Genomic DNA, 15,318 nt, shown 5'->3' on the forward strand with positions numbered 1-15,318 from the left:
CGCATCAGTCGCCTCCGGCGCGGACGATGTCACCTTCGGGGTGGATGCTGGGCTGGTTCCACAGGGTGCGGACGCGGTCGCTCATGACGAGCAGCGCGAGCACGCCCGCGAGGCTGAGGACGCCCAGGAACCACAGGCCGCCCGAGCCGCGGAACGCGAGAAACGCGGCGGTCATGACGGTGTTGGCCAGCGCCAGCGGGAGGACGAGTTTCCAGCCGAAGCGCATCAGCTGGTCGTAGCGCAGTCTCGGGAGGGTGGCGCGCACCCAGATGAACAGGAACAGGAAGAACGCGATCTTCACGATCAGCCAGATCAGCGGCCAGTCCGAAATCCCGGGGATCAGGCCGTTGAGGAACTGCGGGCCCTTCCATCCACCGAAGAACAGGGTGGCCATGACGGCGGACGCGGTGATCATGTTCACGTACTCGGCCATCTGGAACAGCGCCCACTTGATCGCGCTGTACTCGGTGAGGTACCCGGCGACGATCTCCTGTTCGGCTTCCGGCAGGTCGAAGGGCGTGCGGTTGGTTTCCGCGAAGGACGAGATCAGGAACAGCACGAAGCCCAGCGACTGGAAGAGGATCATCCAGCCGTTCTGCGCCTGCCAGCCCACGATGCCGTGAAAGGAGGTGGTGCCGACGATCATCAGCAGGCCCAGCAGGCTCAGGCCCATGCCGAGTTCGTAGCTGATCATCTGCGCGCTGCTGCGCAGGCCGCCCAGGATCGGGTACTTGCTGCCCGACGCCCAGCCGCCCAGGAAGATGCCGTACACGCCCATGCTGGTCAGGGCCAGCAGCGCCAGGATGCCGGTGTCGAGGTTGTACACCCAGGGGTTCTCGCCGAACAGGCTCCCGGCGGGTCCGGCGGGCAGACCGCCGAAGGCGGTCAGGGCCATACCGATGGCGACGATGGGCGCCAGGGTGTACACGAGCTTGTCGGCCAGGGTGACGGTGACGTCCTCCTTGAAGATGCTCTTGATGGCGTCCGCGGCGGGTTGCAGCAGTCCCATGGGGCCCACGCGGTTCGGGCCGGGTCGCAGCTGCATGCGGCCCAGCAGGCGCCGCTCGATCAGGGTCATATACGCGAAGGTGGTCAGCAGCCCCAGGACGACCAGCACGGCCTTGAGCAGCGAGATGAGCAGGGTGGCAAGCCAGTCGGGCATCAGTCGTCCCCTCCGGGTTGAGGGGCCGCCGGCGCGACCGGCAGCGTCCAGCCGCCCTCCACGAGGTCGTGGATGCGCTCGACCCAGTCGCGGTCACGGGAGCGCATGCGCTCGGTCCAGAGTTCTGGCGTGTGGGGCGCGGCGGGAGCCACGAACGTGCGGGCGAAGGTGTGCAGCGCGCCACCCGCCTGAATCCCGGCGGTGTTCACGCCGACGCTTCCCATCAGCAGGGTCTGCGCGCCGCGCTGCCCGCGCGCGGGGGCCTTCACGCCCAGCGCCTCGGCCAGGGCGGTCAGGGTGCGGATCAGGTCGGCGGCCTCGCCGCTCTGGATCGCGGCGGGATTCAGGGGCAGCAGGCGACCTTCGAGGTTCTGCACGGTGCCGCGCTTCTCGTAGTTCGTGACGGCGGGCAGGACCACGTCCGCCAGCTGGGCGGTGGCGGTCAGGTGCGTGTCGTGCACGACCGTGAAGCCCGCCGCGCGCGTGCCGGGGTCCAGGCGGCTGATGAAGGCGGCGGGCACCTCGCCAAGGCGCTCAATGCCCATCCCACCCGCGCGGGGTACGAGGTTCAGCGCGGCCAGGCCGTTGCTGTTCGGCCCGGCAGGAATGGCGATGACCTTCGCCCCGGTGCGCGAGGCGAGGTCCGCCAGCAGTGAGGCCGCCGAGCCGCTCGCGCCGCGCAGGGCGTCCGCACCCAGAATCAGCACAGGGCGCTCGGCGCCGTCCAGCAGGGCGCGCACGGCCTTCAGGTCGTCGGTATCCGGGTGGGCGAGGCGGGTCAGGGCGTTCTCACCGTTCGCGCTGACGCGGTGCCCGGCGTGCCCCCACAGGCGCGACTCGCCGCCGATCACGGCCAGCCGCTCGGGGCGGCGGGCGGGACGTTCCACGAGGCGCAGGTCGGCAATCGCGGTGCCGTGCGCGAACTCGGCCGGGAGCAGGCCGCCGCGCAGCATCTCCAGGATGCGCAGTTCCAGCACCGGCGCTTCCTCGCCCAGGTCGGCGCCCAGCACGACGACGGCGTCGGCGGTCGCCACGTCCGTCAGGGTGGCGGTCGGCGCGATGAACACCGAGTGGCGCGGGAAGTGATCCACGTGCCGGGCGTTCAGGGCGTCCGCCAGGGCCGACAGGGCCGCGCCCTCCTCCAGCGTGGCGTCCGCGCCCACGAACAGGCCCAGGTCCGCCAGCGGCAGGCCCAGCAGCCCGCGGTTGATCGCGGTGATCGCCTCGTCCCAGGTGGCGGGGACCAGCGCGCCGTCCTCATTGCGGATGAGGGGGGTGGGCAGGCGTTCCTCGCTGGCGAACGGGTGCCCGAAGCGGCCCGCGTCGCAGATCCACGCCTCGTTCACGTCGCGGTTCTCGCCCGCCACGATGCGCTCCAGGCGGCCGTTGCGGGCGTCCACCGTGATCGAGCACCCGACCGGGCACAGCGTGCAGGTGGTGGGCGTGTGGTCGTACTCCCAGTTGCGGCCCCGGAAGCGCGCCACGTTGTCCAGCAGCGCCCCCACCGGGCAGATGTCCGTGATGTTCCCGCTGAAGCCCGTGGGCAGCCCGCCCTCCTGCGTGTCGATGAACGTGTGACCGCCGCGCTCGATGAAGTCCAGCACCTCCTGGCCCGGCACCTCCTCGAAGTAGCGCACGCAGCGCTTGCAGTGAATGCAGCGCTCCTGATCCAGAATCACGAAATCAGACAGCGGGTAGTGCTTCTCCGCGTGCCGGCGGTCGAAGCCGAAGCGGCTCGCGCCGTACCCGTACTCGAACGCGCGGTCCTGCAGCTCGCACGCGCCGCCCTTGTCGCAGGTGGGGCAGTCCAGCGGGTGGTTCAGGAGCGTGAACTCCATCATGCCCGCCTGCGCCTTCGCCACGACCTCTGACGTTTTCGCGGTGCGGATGTGCATGCCCTCGGTCGCCTGCATGGTACAGGACGCCATGGGCTTGGGGAACCAGAAGATCTTCGGCGTCGCCGCGTCCCCCTCCCCTTCCATCACGAACGACCCGTCCGGGTTCTTCCGGGGCGAGCCCGACTCCACGAGGCACATCCGGCACGCGCCCACCGGCGAGAGGTACTTGTGCGCGCAGAAGTACGGCACGTCCCCCCCCGACTGGAACACCGCGTCAATGGCGCTGGTTCCCGCCGGGAGCTCGACTTCGATTCCATCGACATGAACTTTCATTTCCGCACCTCACGGCGGATGTTGATGGGTGATGGTTGATGGATGATGGAACACCCATCACGCCGCGCCCTCTCCATCAACCATCCTCTATCGACTATCCTCATCAGCTGTCCTTCCAGCGCCTGCGCGCGGGGTACAGGGGCTGCTGGGTGGTGGCCAGCGCGTCGTATTCCTCGCGGAAGTGTTTGATGCTGCTCAGGACCGGGCCGAGGCAGGCGTCGGCCAGCGCGCAGAAGGAGCGGCCGCCGATGTTGTCACTCATGTCCAGGATGAGCTGCACGTCGCCGGGCTGGCCGCGTCCGGTGACGAGTTTCTGGTACATGCGGGTCATCCAGGAGCTGATGCCCTCGCGGCACGGCGTGCACTTCCCGCAGCTCTCGTGGCCGTAGAAGCGCACGAGGTTCCAGGTGGCGTTCACGATGCAGTCCGCCTTCGGGATCAGCGTGACGCCGCCGGTGCCCAGCATGCTGCCGGCAGCCGCGACGGCCTCGTAGTCCATGGGCGTGTCGAGGACCGCGTCCGTCCAGGGCAGCATGGGGCAGCTGCTCCCGCCGGGAATGATGGCCTTCATCTCCTCCAGGGGACCGCCCGCCCAGTCGTAGATGAGTTCGCGGAAGGTGGTGCCTAGCGGCAGTTCGTACACGCCGGGCCGCGCGACCGGGCCGCTGATCTGGAAGAGTTTCATGCCCTTGCTCTTCTCGGTGCCCATGCCCGCGTGCCAGTCCGCGCCGTACCGCAGGATCTGCGTGGCGGCACAGAAGGTCTCGACGTTGTTGATGGTGGTGGGCAGGCCGTACAGGCCCGCCGCGGCCGGGAAGGGGGGCTTGAGGCGCGGGTTGGCGCGCAGGCCCTCCAGCGAGTTCATCAGCGCGGTTTCCTCGCCGCAGATGTACGCCCCGGCGCCGCGGTGCACGTACAGCTGGAAGTCAAAGCCGCTGCCCAGGATGTTCTGGCCCAGCAGTCCGGCCTCGCGCGCCTCGTGGATGGCGGCCCAGACGCGCTCAGCGGCGTGCACGTACTCCCCGCGGATGTAGATGTACCCCCCCGAGGCGCGCATGGCGTACCCCGCGATGATCATGCCCTCGATCAGCTGGTGCGGGTCCTCGGAGAGCAGGTAGCGGTCCTTGAAGCTACCCGGTTCGGACTCGTCCGCGTTGCAGATGATGTAGTGCGGCTTGCCGTCCTTGAGGGGCATGAACGACCACTTCAGGCCGGTCGCGAAGCCCGCCCCGCCGCGCCCGCGCAGGCCGGACTTCTTCACTTCCTCGATCACGGCGTCCGGGCCCATCGCGAAGGCGCGTTTCACCGGTTCGTACCCGCCGTTGCGGCGGTAGTAGTCGAGCGTCCAGCTGTCTGCCTGCCCGACGTGCGCGTACAGCGTCGGCGCGAAGCGCGGGTCCTTCGCGCTCGTGATCGGCTTCGGGGGGGTGGGGGCCGTGGCGGTCACGCCTCACCCCCGGCCTGTTCCGGCAGGCGGTGCAGGCCCGTCACGCTGGATCCGATGGCCTGACCGGTCGCCAGCACCTGCCGTCCGTCCGCGCCCACCGTCACCGGCACCGGGTTGTCCGGCAGCGGCTGCAAGTCGTTTCGCAGCGACGCCAGAATCCGCGCGCACTTGCCCGGCCCCACGTTCTCGTAGTACCCGTCGTCGTTGATCTGCATCATCGGCGCGGTGCCGCACGAGCCCAGGCACTCGACCTTCTGCACGCTGAACCGCCCGTCCGCGCTGACCTCGCCCGGCTGCACGTCCAGCGTCTCCACGAGGTGATCCCACAACTCGTCCGACCCGGCCAGCGCGCACATCAGCGTGCTGCACACCTGCAGGTGATACTTCCCCGTGGGGAGCGTGTGGTACGTCGAGTAGAAGCTCATCACGGACCGCACCTCGGTCGCCGTCGTGCCGCACAGCGCCGCGATCTCCGCCATGCGAGATTCGGACACGAAGCCTTCCGCGTCCTGCACCTCGCGCAGCAGCGGCATCAGCGCCGAGCGGCGCCCCTGCGGTGAATCCGGGTAACGGCTGAAAATATCCGCCACCAGTGGTTGTTTCTCAGCGAAGTAACTCAAATTGGCTGCACTCCTTGATTGAGAGGGCGTCGGGCGCCGCGCTCAGCGGTCCACGTCGCCCAGCACGGGGTCGATGGTGGCGAGGATCGTGATGAGGTCCGCGAACTGCGCGCCGACGCAGGCGTACTCGAGGGCCTGGAGGTTCACGAAGCTGGGCGCGCGGATCTTCACGCGGTACGGCATGCTGCCGCCGTCGCTGACGATGTAGTACCCGACCTCGCCGCGCGCACTCTCGACGGGGACGTACACCTCGCCGGTGGGCGGGTGGAAGCCTTCCGTGACGAGCTTGAAGTGGTGGATGACCGCTTCCATGCTCGTTTCGAGTTCGTGGCGGGGTGGGAGGCTGATCTTGCGGTTGGGGTCCTTGACCGGGCCGGGTTTGAGGCGCTTGAGGGCCTGGCGGACGATCTTGATGCTCTCGCCGAATTCGAGGAGGCGCATGTTGAACCGCGCCAGACTGTCGCCGTCGGTGCTGGTGATGACGTTGAAGTCGTAGGTGTCGTAGCCGCAGTAGGGGTTGTCCTTGCGGTGGTCGAGGGGCACGCCGCTGGCGCGCAGGTTGGGTCCGGTGAGGCCCAGGTCGATGGCGACCTCGGGCGGGATGACGCCGACCCCCTTGGCGCGGTCGAGGAAGATGGGGTTCTGCGCGAACAGGGTGGTGTACTCGGTGACGCCGCGTTCCATCTGGTCGAGGAACTTCTCCACGCGGGGCGCCCAGTCGTCCGGGATGTCGCGGGACAGGCCGCCCACGCGGAAGTACCCCTGGTTCATGCGGTAGCCGCACACGGCCTCGAAGAGGTCCTGGAGGGCCTCCTTCTCGCGGAAGGCGTAGAAGAACGGCGTCAGGGCGCCCAGGTCGAGCAGGCCGGTCCCGACGAACACGAGGTGGCTGTGGATGCGCCCGAGTTCGTGCAGGATGACGCGCACGGTGGTGGCCCGCTCGGGCACGTCCGCCTGCAGCAGTTTCTCGACGCTGAGGACGTACGCGAGTTCATGTCCGAAGGAGTGCAGGTAGTCGGTGCGGGGCGCGTACGTGACGCCCTGCTGGTACGTGCGGTTCTCGAAGGTCTTCTCGAAACCGGTGTGCAGGTACCCCATGTGCGGGGTGACCTTCACGACGTACTCGCCGTCCATGTCCACCACGAGTCGCAGCACGCCGTGCGTACTGGGGTGCTGCGGGCCGACGTTCAGGCTCATGATCTGCGTGTGCATCTGCCCCTCGGGCAGCGCGCCGGGGCGTTCAGGTGCCGTGGTCACCGCGCACCTCCGGTAAGGGTGATGGGTGAAGGGTGATGGTTGATGGGGAGCGGCAGGACCTCGCGGGCCTGTTCCATCAACTGGGTTCTTTCGACCATCGACATCACTTGGGCCCTCCTTCCGGCATGACGGGCGGCAGGCGGTCCTCGCCGCGTCCCCGGCGGAGTTCGCCGCGGTACCCGGTGAGGCCCGCGTCGCGTCCGGTGAGGCCCGCGCGGAACGCGGCCGGGTCGAGGTGGCGGCCGTCGCGGAACAAGGTGGGCGTCTCGCCCAGCGGGAAGTCCTTGCGCAGCGGGTGCCCTTCCAGGTCGTCGGGCGTCAGGACCTTGCGCAGGTCCGGGTGGCCGGTGAAGGTGACGCCCAGCAGGTCGTACACCTCGCGCTCCAGGTAGTTCGCGGCGCGCCAGATGGGATACAGGCTGGGCAGGGTCTCGCCGTCGTCCAGCCACACGCGCAGGAACAGGCGGCGGTGGTCGCGCGGATGGTAGAGGTTGTGCAGCACCGCGAAACGTTTCGGGCGGGCCTCGGTGTACGTGCTGTAGTCGATGCCGACGGTATCCATGAGCATGAACCCGTGGTCTTTCAGGGCCTGCGCGGCGCGGTGCAGGTCGCCGGGCGTGACCAGGGCGGTGGGTTCGGCGGCGTGGTCCTCGGTCAGGCCCAGCTGGGCGATCAGGCCGGTGACGTCGCGGCTGGGAGCCGCTGGAGTCACCGGGACCGGGGACGGGACGACCGGCGCGGCGCTGGTACTGGACTGCGCGACGCCCTCGCGGCCCATGGGTTTCGCGTCGGCGGGTTTCAGCGGGTCCATGCGTCCACCATCGGCAGCTGCTGGCCCAGCCCGTCGAAGGCCTCGCCGCGCACCTTCTTCTGCAGCTGCATCACGGCGTAGATCAGCGCCTCGGGGCGCGGGGGGCAGCCGGGCACGAAGATGTCCACCGGCACGACGCTGTCCACGTTCTGCACGATCGCGTAGTTGTTGAACATGCCCCCGCTACTGGCGCAGGCGCCCATGCTGATCACCCATTTCGGGTCGGGCATCTGGTCGTACACGCGGCGCATGACCGGCGCCATCTTCTTACTCAGGCGGCCCGCGACGATCATCACGTCCGCCTGCCGGGGAGAGGCGCGGAACACCTCGCTGCCGAAGCGGGCGAGGTCGTTGCGGCCGTCTGTGCTGCTCATCATCTCGATGGCGCAGCACGCCAGTCCGAACGTGGCGGGCCACAGGCTGTTGCTGCGCCCCCACGCGACCAGTTTCTCCAGGCTGGAGAACAGGATCCCCTCGGACTCCAGTTCCTGCCAGTCCTTCTCGAACAGTTCCTTCAGCGGCACGGGGGCACCTCCGGTGCGGAGAGATGGTTGATAGTCGATAGTTGATGGAAAACATGTGTCTCTCCATCAACCATCAACTTTCTCCTATCAACTGCTCTCAGGCCCATTCCAACACCTTCTTCTTCAGGATGTAGACGTACCCGACGAGCAGCAGGAGCACGAAGGTGATGGCCTCGAAGAAGGCGAAGGGGATGAGTTTCTGGTAGGCGACGGCCAGGGGGTAGAAGAAGGCGGTTTCGATGTCGAAGATGATGAACAGCATGGCCACGAGGTAGAAGTGGACGGGGAAGCGCTGGCCGGTGCCGACGCCGCCGCGTTCGGGGTCGTTCCCGCTCTCGTAGGCCATGAGTTTGGTGCGGCTGGCCTTCTTGGGGCCGAGGAGGGCGCTGGCGAGGACGGCGACGATGCCGATGCCGAGCGCGACGAGCAGCATGATGACGAAGTTGGCGTATTCGATGGTCGGTCTCCTTTCTGTGTCTGCGCCGCCCTCCACACCACCTGCTCGTGAAAAACGGCACTAGGATCTGGAAAAAAAGAGAAGTCCTGAAACGAACTGCGCTTCATAAAACTGTTGGTACGCCCCTGTTTTATCACGGTTCACACGACACGCAGCCACAAACAGCCCACCACCCACCCGTCAGGCACAGGTATGGTCCTCATATGGACTCCGGTTGAAAGGTTTGCAAAAACTTTCAACCCGAGCGGAGCGAGTAGGAGACAAACGGGTTCCGGGCGTGGAGTTGGCAACCCGGTGTGGTTCCGGGTTGTGAACGAAACAGACGGAATCCGTATCACACATGCCCGCACCCCGCCCGACCGCCGAGCAGGCCGCCCTTGCAGAACTCCGCTCACCGACCTGCGCCACCACCACCCAGTTCTTCGCCGCGCACGTTCTCGAACACACCGACGGCGAACCGCGCGTCCACGGCGTCGTGCTGGACGGTGACGTGCATCAGGTGCACTTCAGGCCGCAGGGCGAGGACTACTTCCTCGTGGTCATGGTGCGCGCCACACCGGACGGCTGGGACATCCTGGGCGCGCGAGCTTCAGCACGCGCACGGGTGGCGTTGTCCATCGTCAGCGAGACCCTACTGGCCGAAGACATCACCCGTGCCACCGGGCTGGACCCCACGGACGCCTGGAGCGTCGGGGACAAATGGACGCGACCCGGACGCAAGCCATCACGCCGGACGTTCACCCGCTGGACCCTCTGCCCCGAAGGTGACCACCCCGGCGAGTTCGAGGACAAGCTGACGCGACTGCTGGACCTGACGCAGGAGGCCGCGCCGCGCATCCGGGCGCTGGGTGCCACCTGCGACGTCAACGTGACGGTCGGGTACCGCGGTTACGCGAAACAGATGTGGGGCGTGCCGATCGAGCGGGACGACCTGAGCCGACTGGCGGCGCTCGACGCGGGCCTGGACATTGACCTGTACGCCGGTGGTCCAGCCCTGGCCGAGGTGCCCTGAGCGGCCGCCTCTCCCCTACCCGTTTACACCAGTTCGACGAAGTCGTCGTCCTCGGCGTCCTGCGCCAGCGGCAGCGTGAAGTAGAACGCAGCGCCCTTGCCGCGTTCGGATTCGACCCAGATCTGCCCGCCGTGTTCCTCGACGGCCAGTTTGCAGAACGCGAGGCCCATGCCGGTGTCGAAGCGGCCGTGCAGGGTCAGGCGGGACTGTTCGAACGCGGCGAACAGGTTGGGGATGTCCTCGGCGGGGATGCCCTCGCCGTCGTCGCGGACGGTGACCTGCACGGCGTCGGGGGTGCCCTTGACCCCCACGGCGATCAGGCCGCCGGTGGTGGTGTGTTTCAGGGCGTTGCTGATCAGGTTCGCCAGGACGCGCCGCAGGATTTCCGGGTCGACGCTGGCGGGGCTCAGGTCGGGTTCGACCTCGACGCGCACGTGCCGGTCGCGCAGGCCGCTGCCGACGTCCCCACGGGCGAGGTCGACGACCTCGCGGAACATGGGGGTGAACATCAGTTCGCGCCTCAGGTTCATCTTGCCCGCCTGGATCTTGCGGACGTCGAGCATGTTCACGGTGAGGTGCAGGAGGTGCTGGGTTTCGTCCCGGGCGACTTTCAGGAGTTCGCGGTTGTCCTCGGGCACGCGGGGGTCTTCCTGCACGATCTCCAGGAGGCCCATGACGGCCGCGATGGGGTTTTTCAGGTCGTGGACGAGCATGTGCACGAGCTGGTCGCGGACGCGTTCCTCGTGCTCCCAGGTGTCCATGCGGCGCTGCAGGGTGGCGACGCGGCCCAGGGTGTCGCGGAACTGCTGCGCGCGGCCCAGCAGGGCGCGGACCTGCAGGGCCAGCGCCTCGGGGGGCGTGGCGTCGCTGATCAGGGCGTCGGCGCCCGCGCCGAGCATCTCGCCCAGGCCCTGCGAACCGACGGCGAGCCAGTGGGTGCCGCCCAGTTCGGCGCGCTGGCGGAGCATGGGCAGCACCTGGTGCAGGGGCACGCCTGGGGTGTCGGTGTACAGCAGGGCGACGTCGGGGATGGTGACGTGCGATTCGCGCATCAGGAATTCGGCGTGGGGGGCGTGGACGACGTTCACGCGCGGCAGGTGGGCCCGCAGCGCGTGCGCGCGGGCTTCCTGGGACGTCACGACAAACACGGTGGGCGGTTCGGGAGTCGTCATGAACTGCTGTCCAGTCTACCCTGCGCGGGCGGGCGACCGTGACGCGCTTCCCTCTTGCGTGTGTGCGCGCGGCTCTAGACTGTGGGGATGCTGCCCGCCCGCTATCCCTTCGCCCGTCTGGAGGGGTTCCTGCGGGACACGCTGGGGAGCGGGGCGACGCGCCTGCACGAGGAGTGGCCGCAGGACGCGCGGACGGTGGCGGCGTCGGGGCTGGGCTGGAGCGACGCGGTCACGCGGGGCTTCGGCTTTCCGGAGGTGTTCGCGCATCAGGCGCGCACGTACGAATTGATGCGGGACGGGAAGCATGTGATCATCACGACGCCCACCGCGAGCGGCAAGACCGGCGCGTTCTTCCCCGGCGTGTTCGACCGGCTGGAGCGGGACCCGCGCGCGACGGCGCTGTTCGTGTACCCGCTCGTGGCGCTGGGGCAGGATCAGCGGGACAAGCTGCTGGCCTTCCGCGAGCGCGGGGGGTTCCCGTGGGAGGTGGCGGCGTTCCAGGGCAGCGCGCAGGGGTCGGCGGTGTTCCGGCCCGGCGTGCGGATGGTGACGGCCACGCCGGACAAGCTGCACTGGTCGCTGACGCAGCCGGGCGTGCGGGAGTTCCTGCGCAACCTGTCGTTTCTGGTGCTGGACGAGGCGCATACGTACCGGGGTGGGTTCGGGAGCGAGGTGGCAGGGATGCTGCGCCGCCTGCTGGCGCTAGCGCGGGCGCTGGGCGCGAACCCGCAGGTGATCCTCAGCACCGCGACGATCGGGAACCCCGCCGAGTTCGCGCGGGAACTGACCGGCGTGGACGCTGTGGAGGTCAGCGAGTCGGGTGCGGCGCGGCACGGCAAGCGGTTCGTGCTGGCGGACCACAGGGGGCAGCCGAGGCGCTTCTGGAACGCGGTGATGGATGCCAGCGAGCGGTACGACCTGAAGGTGCTGGCGTTTTTCCGGGGGCGGTCGCGGGCGGCGCGCCTGTACTCCACGTACCGGGCGCAGCCGCAGTACGCGCGCCGGGCGCACCTGTACATGGCGGGCACGAGTGACCGCGAGGGCCGCCTGTCGGAGTTCCGCCGGGCCCGGAGCGGGGTGATGTTCGCCACGAACGCCCTGGAGGCCGGAGTGGACATCGGGGATCTGGAGGTCGTGATCATTGACGGCTACCCGGGAAGCCGCATGGCGTTCCGGCAGATGGCGGGGCGGGCAGGGCGGATCGCGCCGGGGCTGGTGCTGTACCTCCCGGCGCTGAACGAGCAGGGCGTGCCGCAACCGGCGGACGCGTTCTACAGCAACGCGGGGAACTTCCTGGAGCTGCTGACCGGCCCGATCGAGAAGGCGGTCGTGGAGGCCCACAACCCGTACCTGTCACCGCGGCACGCGGCCCGCGCGAACGACGAGTTCACGGCCGCCGGGCTGCCCGCCCCGCACGAGGCGCAGCCCAGCCCGCGCTACTGGAACCTGCGTGGCGAGGGCAGCCTGAAGTTCGCGGTGGTCGAGGCCGCCGAGTGGGAACGGCAGGGCATGCGGGCGCTGGACGCCCCGTTGGAAAGCCCCAGTCAGCACTACGCCCTGACCGAGAAGCACGAGGGCGCGGTGTTCACCCTGGACGGGCAGGGGTACAAGGTGCTGCGCTGGGAGGAGCACCCGGCCGGGACCGCGATCCTGGTCGAGAAGCACGACGCTGCGAACCTCTTCACGCGCGGCCTGTACGCCATCGAGGTCACCCCGGCCCGCATGGGCGAGTGGGAGCGGCGCGGCCCGCTGGCGTTCCGGCACGGCGAGGTCGTCATCCGGCGGCGGTACACCGGGTACCAGATGCTGCGGCAGGTGTTCGAGCGGGTCTGCGTGGGCTGCGACCGCGAGCCGGGCGAGACCGAGCGCAGCTGCGCCCGCTGCGGGGGCCGCATCCAGGACCGCATGCAGGACCACAAGCTCTCCGAGCACCTGTACGAGCAGCCCACCGAACTGCCGCCCTTCCGCACGAGCGCGCTGGAGGTCGGCGTGGACCCGCGCGCCACCGAGCGGCCCACCGCCGTGGCGCACACCCTCAAGCACCTGCTGCAGAAGGTCACGCCCGAGCGGGTGGCGTGCGACGAGAACGACCTGGCGGGCGCGTTCCGCGAGGGGCGCGACACGTACTTCTTCCTGTACGACGACTGGCTGGGCGGCCTGGGCGTGGCCCGCCGGGCGTTCGAGCACATGGACGACCTGCTCCAGCGGGCGCTGGACCTGACGAGCAAGGCGTGCTGTCAGCAGGCGCAGGGGTGCTTCGAGTGCATCGCGGTCAGCCGCTGCTTCTCACCCACGCTGCCCAGCGGCGAGCGGCGCCCCACCGACAAGCTCGCCACCCGCGCGTTCCTCCAGAGCGTCCCGGGCCTGACCGTCCGCCCCGCGGAAGGCCCGGTGCCCGACGCGGACGACCTCCCGCCCACACGGCCGGACCACGCGCCGTTGCCGGACGTTCCGGCGCTGCCGCCCAGCTGGCCCACGCAGGCGCGCGAACTGCTGGACCTGCACGGCCTGTCCCTGCCGGAGGTCAGCGCCCGCCTAGGCATCCCCAGCCGCGAGTTGCAGCGCGCCGTGAGCACCACCCAGCCGCTGCGGCTGCGGCACCCGAAGTTCGGCGACGGCGTGTTCATGCAGGGTTTCCATCAGGGCGAGCGGCGCGAGGTGCTGCTGTACTTCCCCGGCGTGGGCCAGAAGCGGCTGCTGCTGAAGTTCGCGGGCCTGACCGTTATCGAGGCGGCGCCCACACCCGTATCTTGACCTGCGGCGCCGAGCACCCCTATACTCGTACCCGCCTGAAACGCATGTTTCGGCAGCAGTACAGGGATATGGTGTAATGGCAGCACAACAGATTTTGGATCTGTTTGTCTAGGTTCGAATCCTAGTATCCCTGCCAGACCCAGCGGCCCCCGGAGCGATCCGGCGGGCCGCTTCTGCTATCTCCCCCACTACGGCAGGCCGGTTTCTGATCGGCCGATCATGAGCCGCGTCACGTTCGAGCTCATGTTGAGTCAGCCTGCCTTCACCGCCCGTCAGGTGACCTTCCTTACTATTCAGGGCAGGACAGCACCCCCGGCCTCCACGCACTCCCGCACGGCGAGAATCACCGCGCGGCGGAGATCCGGCCCGTCCCCTGGAGCCCCCATGAAGAAGCCCGCCCTGCTGCTCGCCCTGACCGCTTCCATCCTCGGTGCCGCCACCCCCGCCCTCGCCGCGCCCAAACTGAGCGCGCAGAGCATCATCGTGAACCCCGTCCCCACCGACCTGAGCGTGAAGGTCTGGGTGGACCGCGATACCAGCGGCGACCGCACCCCCGTGTACCGCGTCGGCGACCGCATCAGCATCAGCACCACCGTGAACGAGGACGCGTACGTGTACCTGTTCAACATCAACCCCGACGGCACCACCGACCAGATCCTCCCCAACCGCCTGAGCAGCAGCGCCTACGTCCGCGCCGGGCAGACCCGCACCTTCCCGGCCCAGGGGGACAACTTCGTGTTCAACATCAGCGGCCCGCGCGGCATCAACAAGGTCCTCGTGATCGCCAGCCGCACCCCGCTGAACCTCGACCAGCTCAGCAGCTACCGCCAGGGCGAGACCTTCGCCACCGTGCAGCCCAGGACCCAGGCGGGCCTCGCGCAGGCGCTGAGCATCGTCGTGAACCCCGTCGAGCAGCCCGTCCCGCAGCAGAACTGGACCAGCGACACCGTCCGCTACAGCGTCGGCCGCTAAGAGCGTGTTTTAAAAGTGCCTGAATGACAGCGCAGCGGGCCAGGTTCTGGCCCGCTGATGTTGATGAGACGACAACGGTATACCAGCGACCTGACCCGCCAGCAGTTTAAACGCCTCGAACCGTTGTTGCCGACTGGCAAGGCCGGGGGCCGACCCCGCACGGTGGATCTGTATGAGGTGATGTGCGCGATCATGTATGTACTCCAAAACGGCTGCGCCTGGCGCAATCTGCCTCATGATTTCCCAGCCTGGGAGACCGTCTACGGCTACTTCCGACGGTTTCAGTACGACGGCACGTGGGAAGCGGTGAACCGCTTCCTGGTCAGACGTACACGGCGCAAGGCCAAACGCGATCCGGAGCCGAGTGCGGGCAGTATCGACTCCCAGACCGTGCGCTGTGCGCCACAGGCGGGGATACGCGGTGTGGACGCGGGCAAGAAGACCAATGGGCGCAAGCGGCATCTGGTCGTGGACGCCCTTGGACTGCTGCTGGTGGTCTATGTGACGGGGGGTGGCGTGCAGGATCGGGTCGCAGCCCCGATCCTGCTGGGCATCCTCGCCAAACGCCATCCGCGCCTGAAGCACATCTGGGCGGATGGCGGTTACTTAGGTGAAGTGGTGACGTGGGCCGAGAAGGTCCTGGGCTGGGTGGTGGAGATCGTTCACGGCATCAGCGGACAACGAGGCTTCGTTGTCCGCCCACGGCGCTGGGTCGTTGAGCGTAGCTTGGCTTGGCTGACCCGCTGTCGTCGCCTGACCCGAGATTTCGAAGGGCGGCCAGAGACCACCGAAGCGTGGTGCTATCTCGCCAGCATTCGACTCATGTTGCGCCGTCTTGACCCCGCTGCCTAAAGCTTTTAAAACACGCTTTAAGAGCAGACAGCACCCGGCAGCGCGTCCCCCAGTTCACGCGGGGGGCGCGGTTTCGTCGGTCCCGTTTCCGTCCGTGCAGGCGCGAA

Annotated in this window: 13 protein-coding genes and 1 tRNA gene; 5 read left to right on the plus strand and 9 right to left on the minus strand. The window is 68.4% G+C overall.

Going from position 1 to position 15,318, the window contains the following annotated elements; translation table 11 throughout:
• Nucleotides 1–4: 4 nt before the first annotated feature.
• The 8 genes from nuoH to SY84_RS06300 form a co-directional block, all read right to left on the minus strand.
• Entirely contained in the window at nt 5–1,162 is a 1,158-nt protein-coding gene (nuoH, locus tag SY84_RS06265; RefSeq protein ID WP_046843303.1) for an NADH-quinone oxidoreductase subunit NuoH, read from the minus strand.
• Nucleotides 1,162–3,333: an NADH-quinone oxidoreductase subunit NuoG gene (nuoG, locus tag SY84_RS06270; protein ID WP_046843304.1), complete on the minus strand. Its 2,172-nt coding sequence runs from the start codon at nt 3,331–3,333 to the stop codon at nt 1,162–1,164. Before nuoG ends, nuoH begins: the two co-directional genes overlap by 1 nt.
• A 103-nt stretch (nt 3,334–3,436) precedes the next feature.
• The gene (gene nuoF / locus SY84_RS06275; protein WP_046843305.1) at nt 3,437–4,780 is read right to left on the minus strand and encodes an NADH-quinone oxidoreductase subunit NuoF; all 1,344 of its coding nucleotides are present in this window, start codon (nt 4,778–4,780) and stop codon (nt 3,437–3,439) included.
• Nucleotides 4,777–5,400 carry an NADH-quinone oxidoreductase subunit NuoE gene (nuoE, locus tag SY84_RS06280; protein ID WP_046843306.1) on the minus strand — a complete coding sequence of 208 codons (624 nt, stop codon included), beginning with the start codon at nt 5,398–5,400 and terminating at the stop codon, nt 4,777–4,779. Before nuoE ends, nuoF begins: the two co-directional genes overlap by 4 nt.
• Before the next feature lie 42 nt (nt 5,401–5,442).
• Entirely contained in the window at nt 5,443–6,612 is a 1,170-nt protein-coding gene (gene nuoD, locus SY84_RS06285; protein ID WP_046844990.1) for an NADH dehydrogenase (quinone) subunit D, read from the minus strand.
• Nucleotides 6,613–6,760: 148 nt separating this feature from the next.
• Nucleotides 6,761–7,468, minus strand: coding sequence for an NADH-quinone oxidoreductase subunit C (locus SY84_RS06290; protein WP_256444713.1), 708 nt, complete (start codon nt 7,466–7,468; stop codon nt 6,761–6,763).
• Nucleotides 7,456–7,938, minus strand: a complete 483-nt coding sequence (gene nuoB, locus SY84_RS06295) for an NADH-quinone oxidoreductase subunit NuoB (RefSeq protein WP_419177423.1) — start codon at nt 7,936–7,938, stop codon at nt 7,456–7,458. The genes SY84_RS06290 and nuoB overlap by 13 nt, the downstream gene beginning before the upstream one ends.
• A gap of 151 nt (nt 7,939–8,089) precedes the next feature.
• A complete protein-coding gene (locus SY84_RS06300) occupies nt 8,090–8,425 on the minus strand; it encodes an NADH-quinone oxidoreductase subunit A (RefSeq protein ID WP_046844992.1) in 336 nt (111 codons plus the stop codon).
• 364 nt (nt 8,426–8,789) lie between these two features.
• Here SY84_RS06300 and SY84_RS06305 point away from each other — a divergent pair, with 364 nt between their 5' ends.
• Nucleotides 8,790–9,461 carry a DUF4279 domain-containing protein gene (locus SY84_RS06305; RefSeq protein ID WP_046843308.1) on the plus strand — a complete coding sequence of 224 codons (672 nt, stop codon included), beginning with the start codon at nt 8,790–8,792 and terminating at the stop codon, nt 9,459–9,461.
• Nucleotides 9,462–9,484: 23 nt separating this feature from the next.
• Here the strand turns inward: SY84_RS06305 and SY84_RS06310 are convergent, their stop codons facing one another.
• Nucleotides 9,485–10,633, minus strand: a complete 1,149-nt coding sequence (locus tag SY84_RS06310) for a sensor histidine kinase (protein ID WP_046843309.1) — start codon at nt 10,631–10,633, stop codon at nt 9,485–9,487.
• Nucleotides 10,634–10,720: 87 nt separating this feature from the next.
• Here SY84_RS06310 and SY84_RS06315 point away from each other — a divergent pair, with 87 nt between their 5' ends.
• The 4 genes from SY84_RS06315 (at nt 10,721) to SY84_RS06330 (ending at nt 15,211) form a co-directional block, all read left to right on the plus strand.
• On the plus strand, nt 10,721–13,387 hold the full coding sequence (locus SY84_RS06315; protein ID WP_046843310.1) for a DEAD/DEAH box helicase: 2,667 nt from the start codon (nt 10,721–10,723) through the stop codon (nt 13,385–13,387).
• 62 nt (nt 13,388–13,449) lie between these two features.
• Nucleotides 13,450–13,523 (plus strand) — tRNA-Gln (locus SY84_RS06320).
• Between the two features lie 248 nt (nt 13,524–13,771).
• On the plus strand, nt 13,772–14,359 hold the full coding sequence (locus SY84_RS06325; RefSeq protein ID WP_046843311.1) for a DUF4384 domain-containing protein: 588 nt from the start codon (nt 13,772–13,774) through the stop codon (nt 14,357–14,359).
• A gap of 63 nt (nt 14,360–14,422) precedes the next feature.
• Nucleotides 14,423–15,211 (plus strand): IS5 family transposase, encoded by a 789-nt coding sequence (locus tag SY84_RS06330; RefSeq protein ID WP_046844987.1) that lies wholly within the window; start codon nt 14,423–14,425, stop codon nt 15,209–15,211.
• Nucleotides 15,212–15,318: the final 107 nt, after the last annotated feature.

This window comes from Deinococcus soli (ex Cha et al. 2016) (assembly GCF_001007995.1).
Taxonomy (GTDB): Bacteria; Deinococcota; Deinococci; order Deinococcales; family Deinococcaceae; genus Deinococcus; species Deinococcus soli.

Bases quoted from the DNA above. Each gene is read 5' to 3' on its own strand.
- nuoH (WP_046843303.1), bottom strand. From the start codon at position 1,162: ATGCCCGACTGGCTTGCCACCCTGCTCATCTCGCTGCTCAAGGCCGTG.
- nuoG (WP_046843304.1), bottom strand. From the start codon at position 3,333: ATGAAAGTTCATGTCGATGGAATCGAAGTCGAGCTCCCGGCGGGAACC.
- nuoD (WP_046844990.1), bottom strand. From the start codon at position 6,612: ATGCACACGCAGATCATGAGCCTGAACGTCGGCCCGCAGCACCCCAGT.
- SY84_RS06290 (WP_256444713.1), bottom strand. From the start codon at position 7,468: ATGGACCCGCTGAAACCCGCCGACGCGAAACCCATGGGCCGCGAGGGC.
- SY84_RS06300 (WP_046844992.1), bottom strand. From the start codon at position 8,425: ATGCTGCTCGTCGCGCTCGGCATCGGCATCGTCGCCGTCCTCGCCAGC.
- SY84_RS06305 (WP_046843308.1), top strand. From the start codon at position 8,790: ATGCCCGCACCCCGCCCGACCGCCGAGCAGGCCGCCCTTGCAGAACTC.
- SY84_RS06310 (WP_046843309.1), bottom strand. From the start codon at position 10,633: ATGACGACTCCCGAACCGCCCACCGTGTTTGTCGTGACGTCCCAGGAA.
- SY84_RS06315 (WP_046843310.1), top strand. From the start codon at position 10,721: ATGCTGCCCGCCCGCTATCCCTTCGCCCGTCTGGAGGGGTTCCTGCGG.
- SY84_RS06325 (WP_046843311.1), top strand. From the start codon at position 13,772: ATGAAGAAGCCCGCCCTGCTGCTCGCCCTGACCGCTTCCATCCTCGGT.
- SY84_RS06330 (WP_046844987.1), top strand. From the start codon at position 14,423: ATGAGACGACAACGGTATACCAGCGACCTGACCCGCCAGCAGTTTAAA.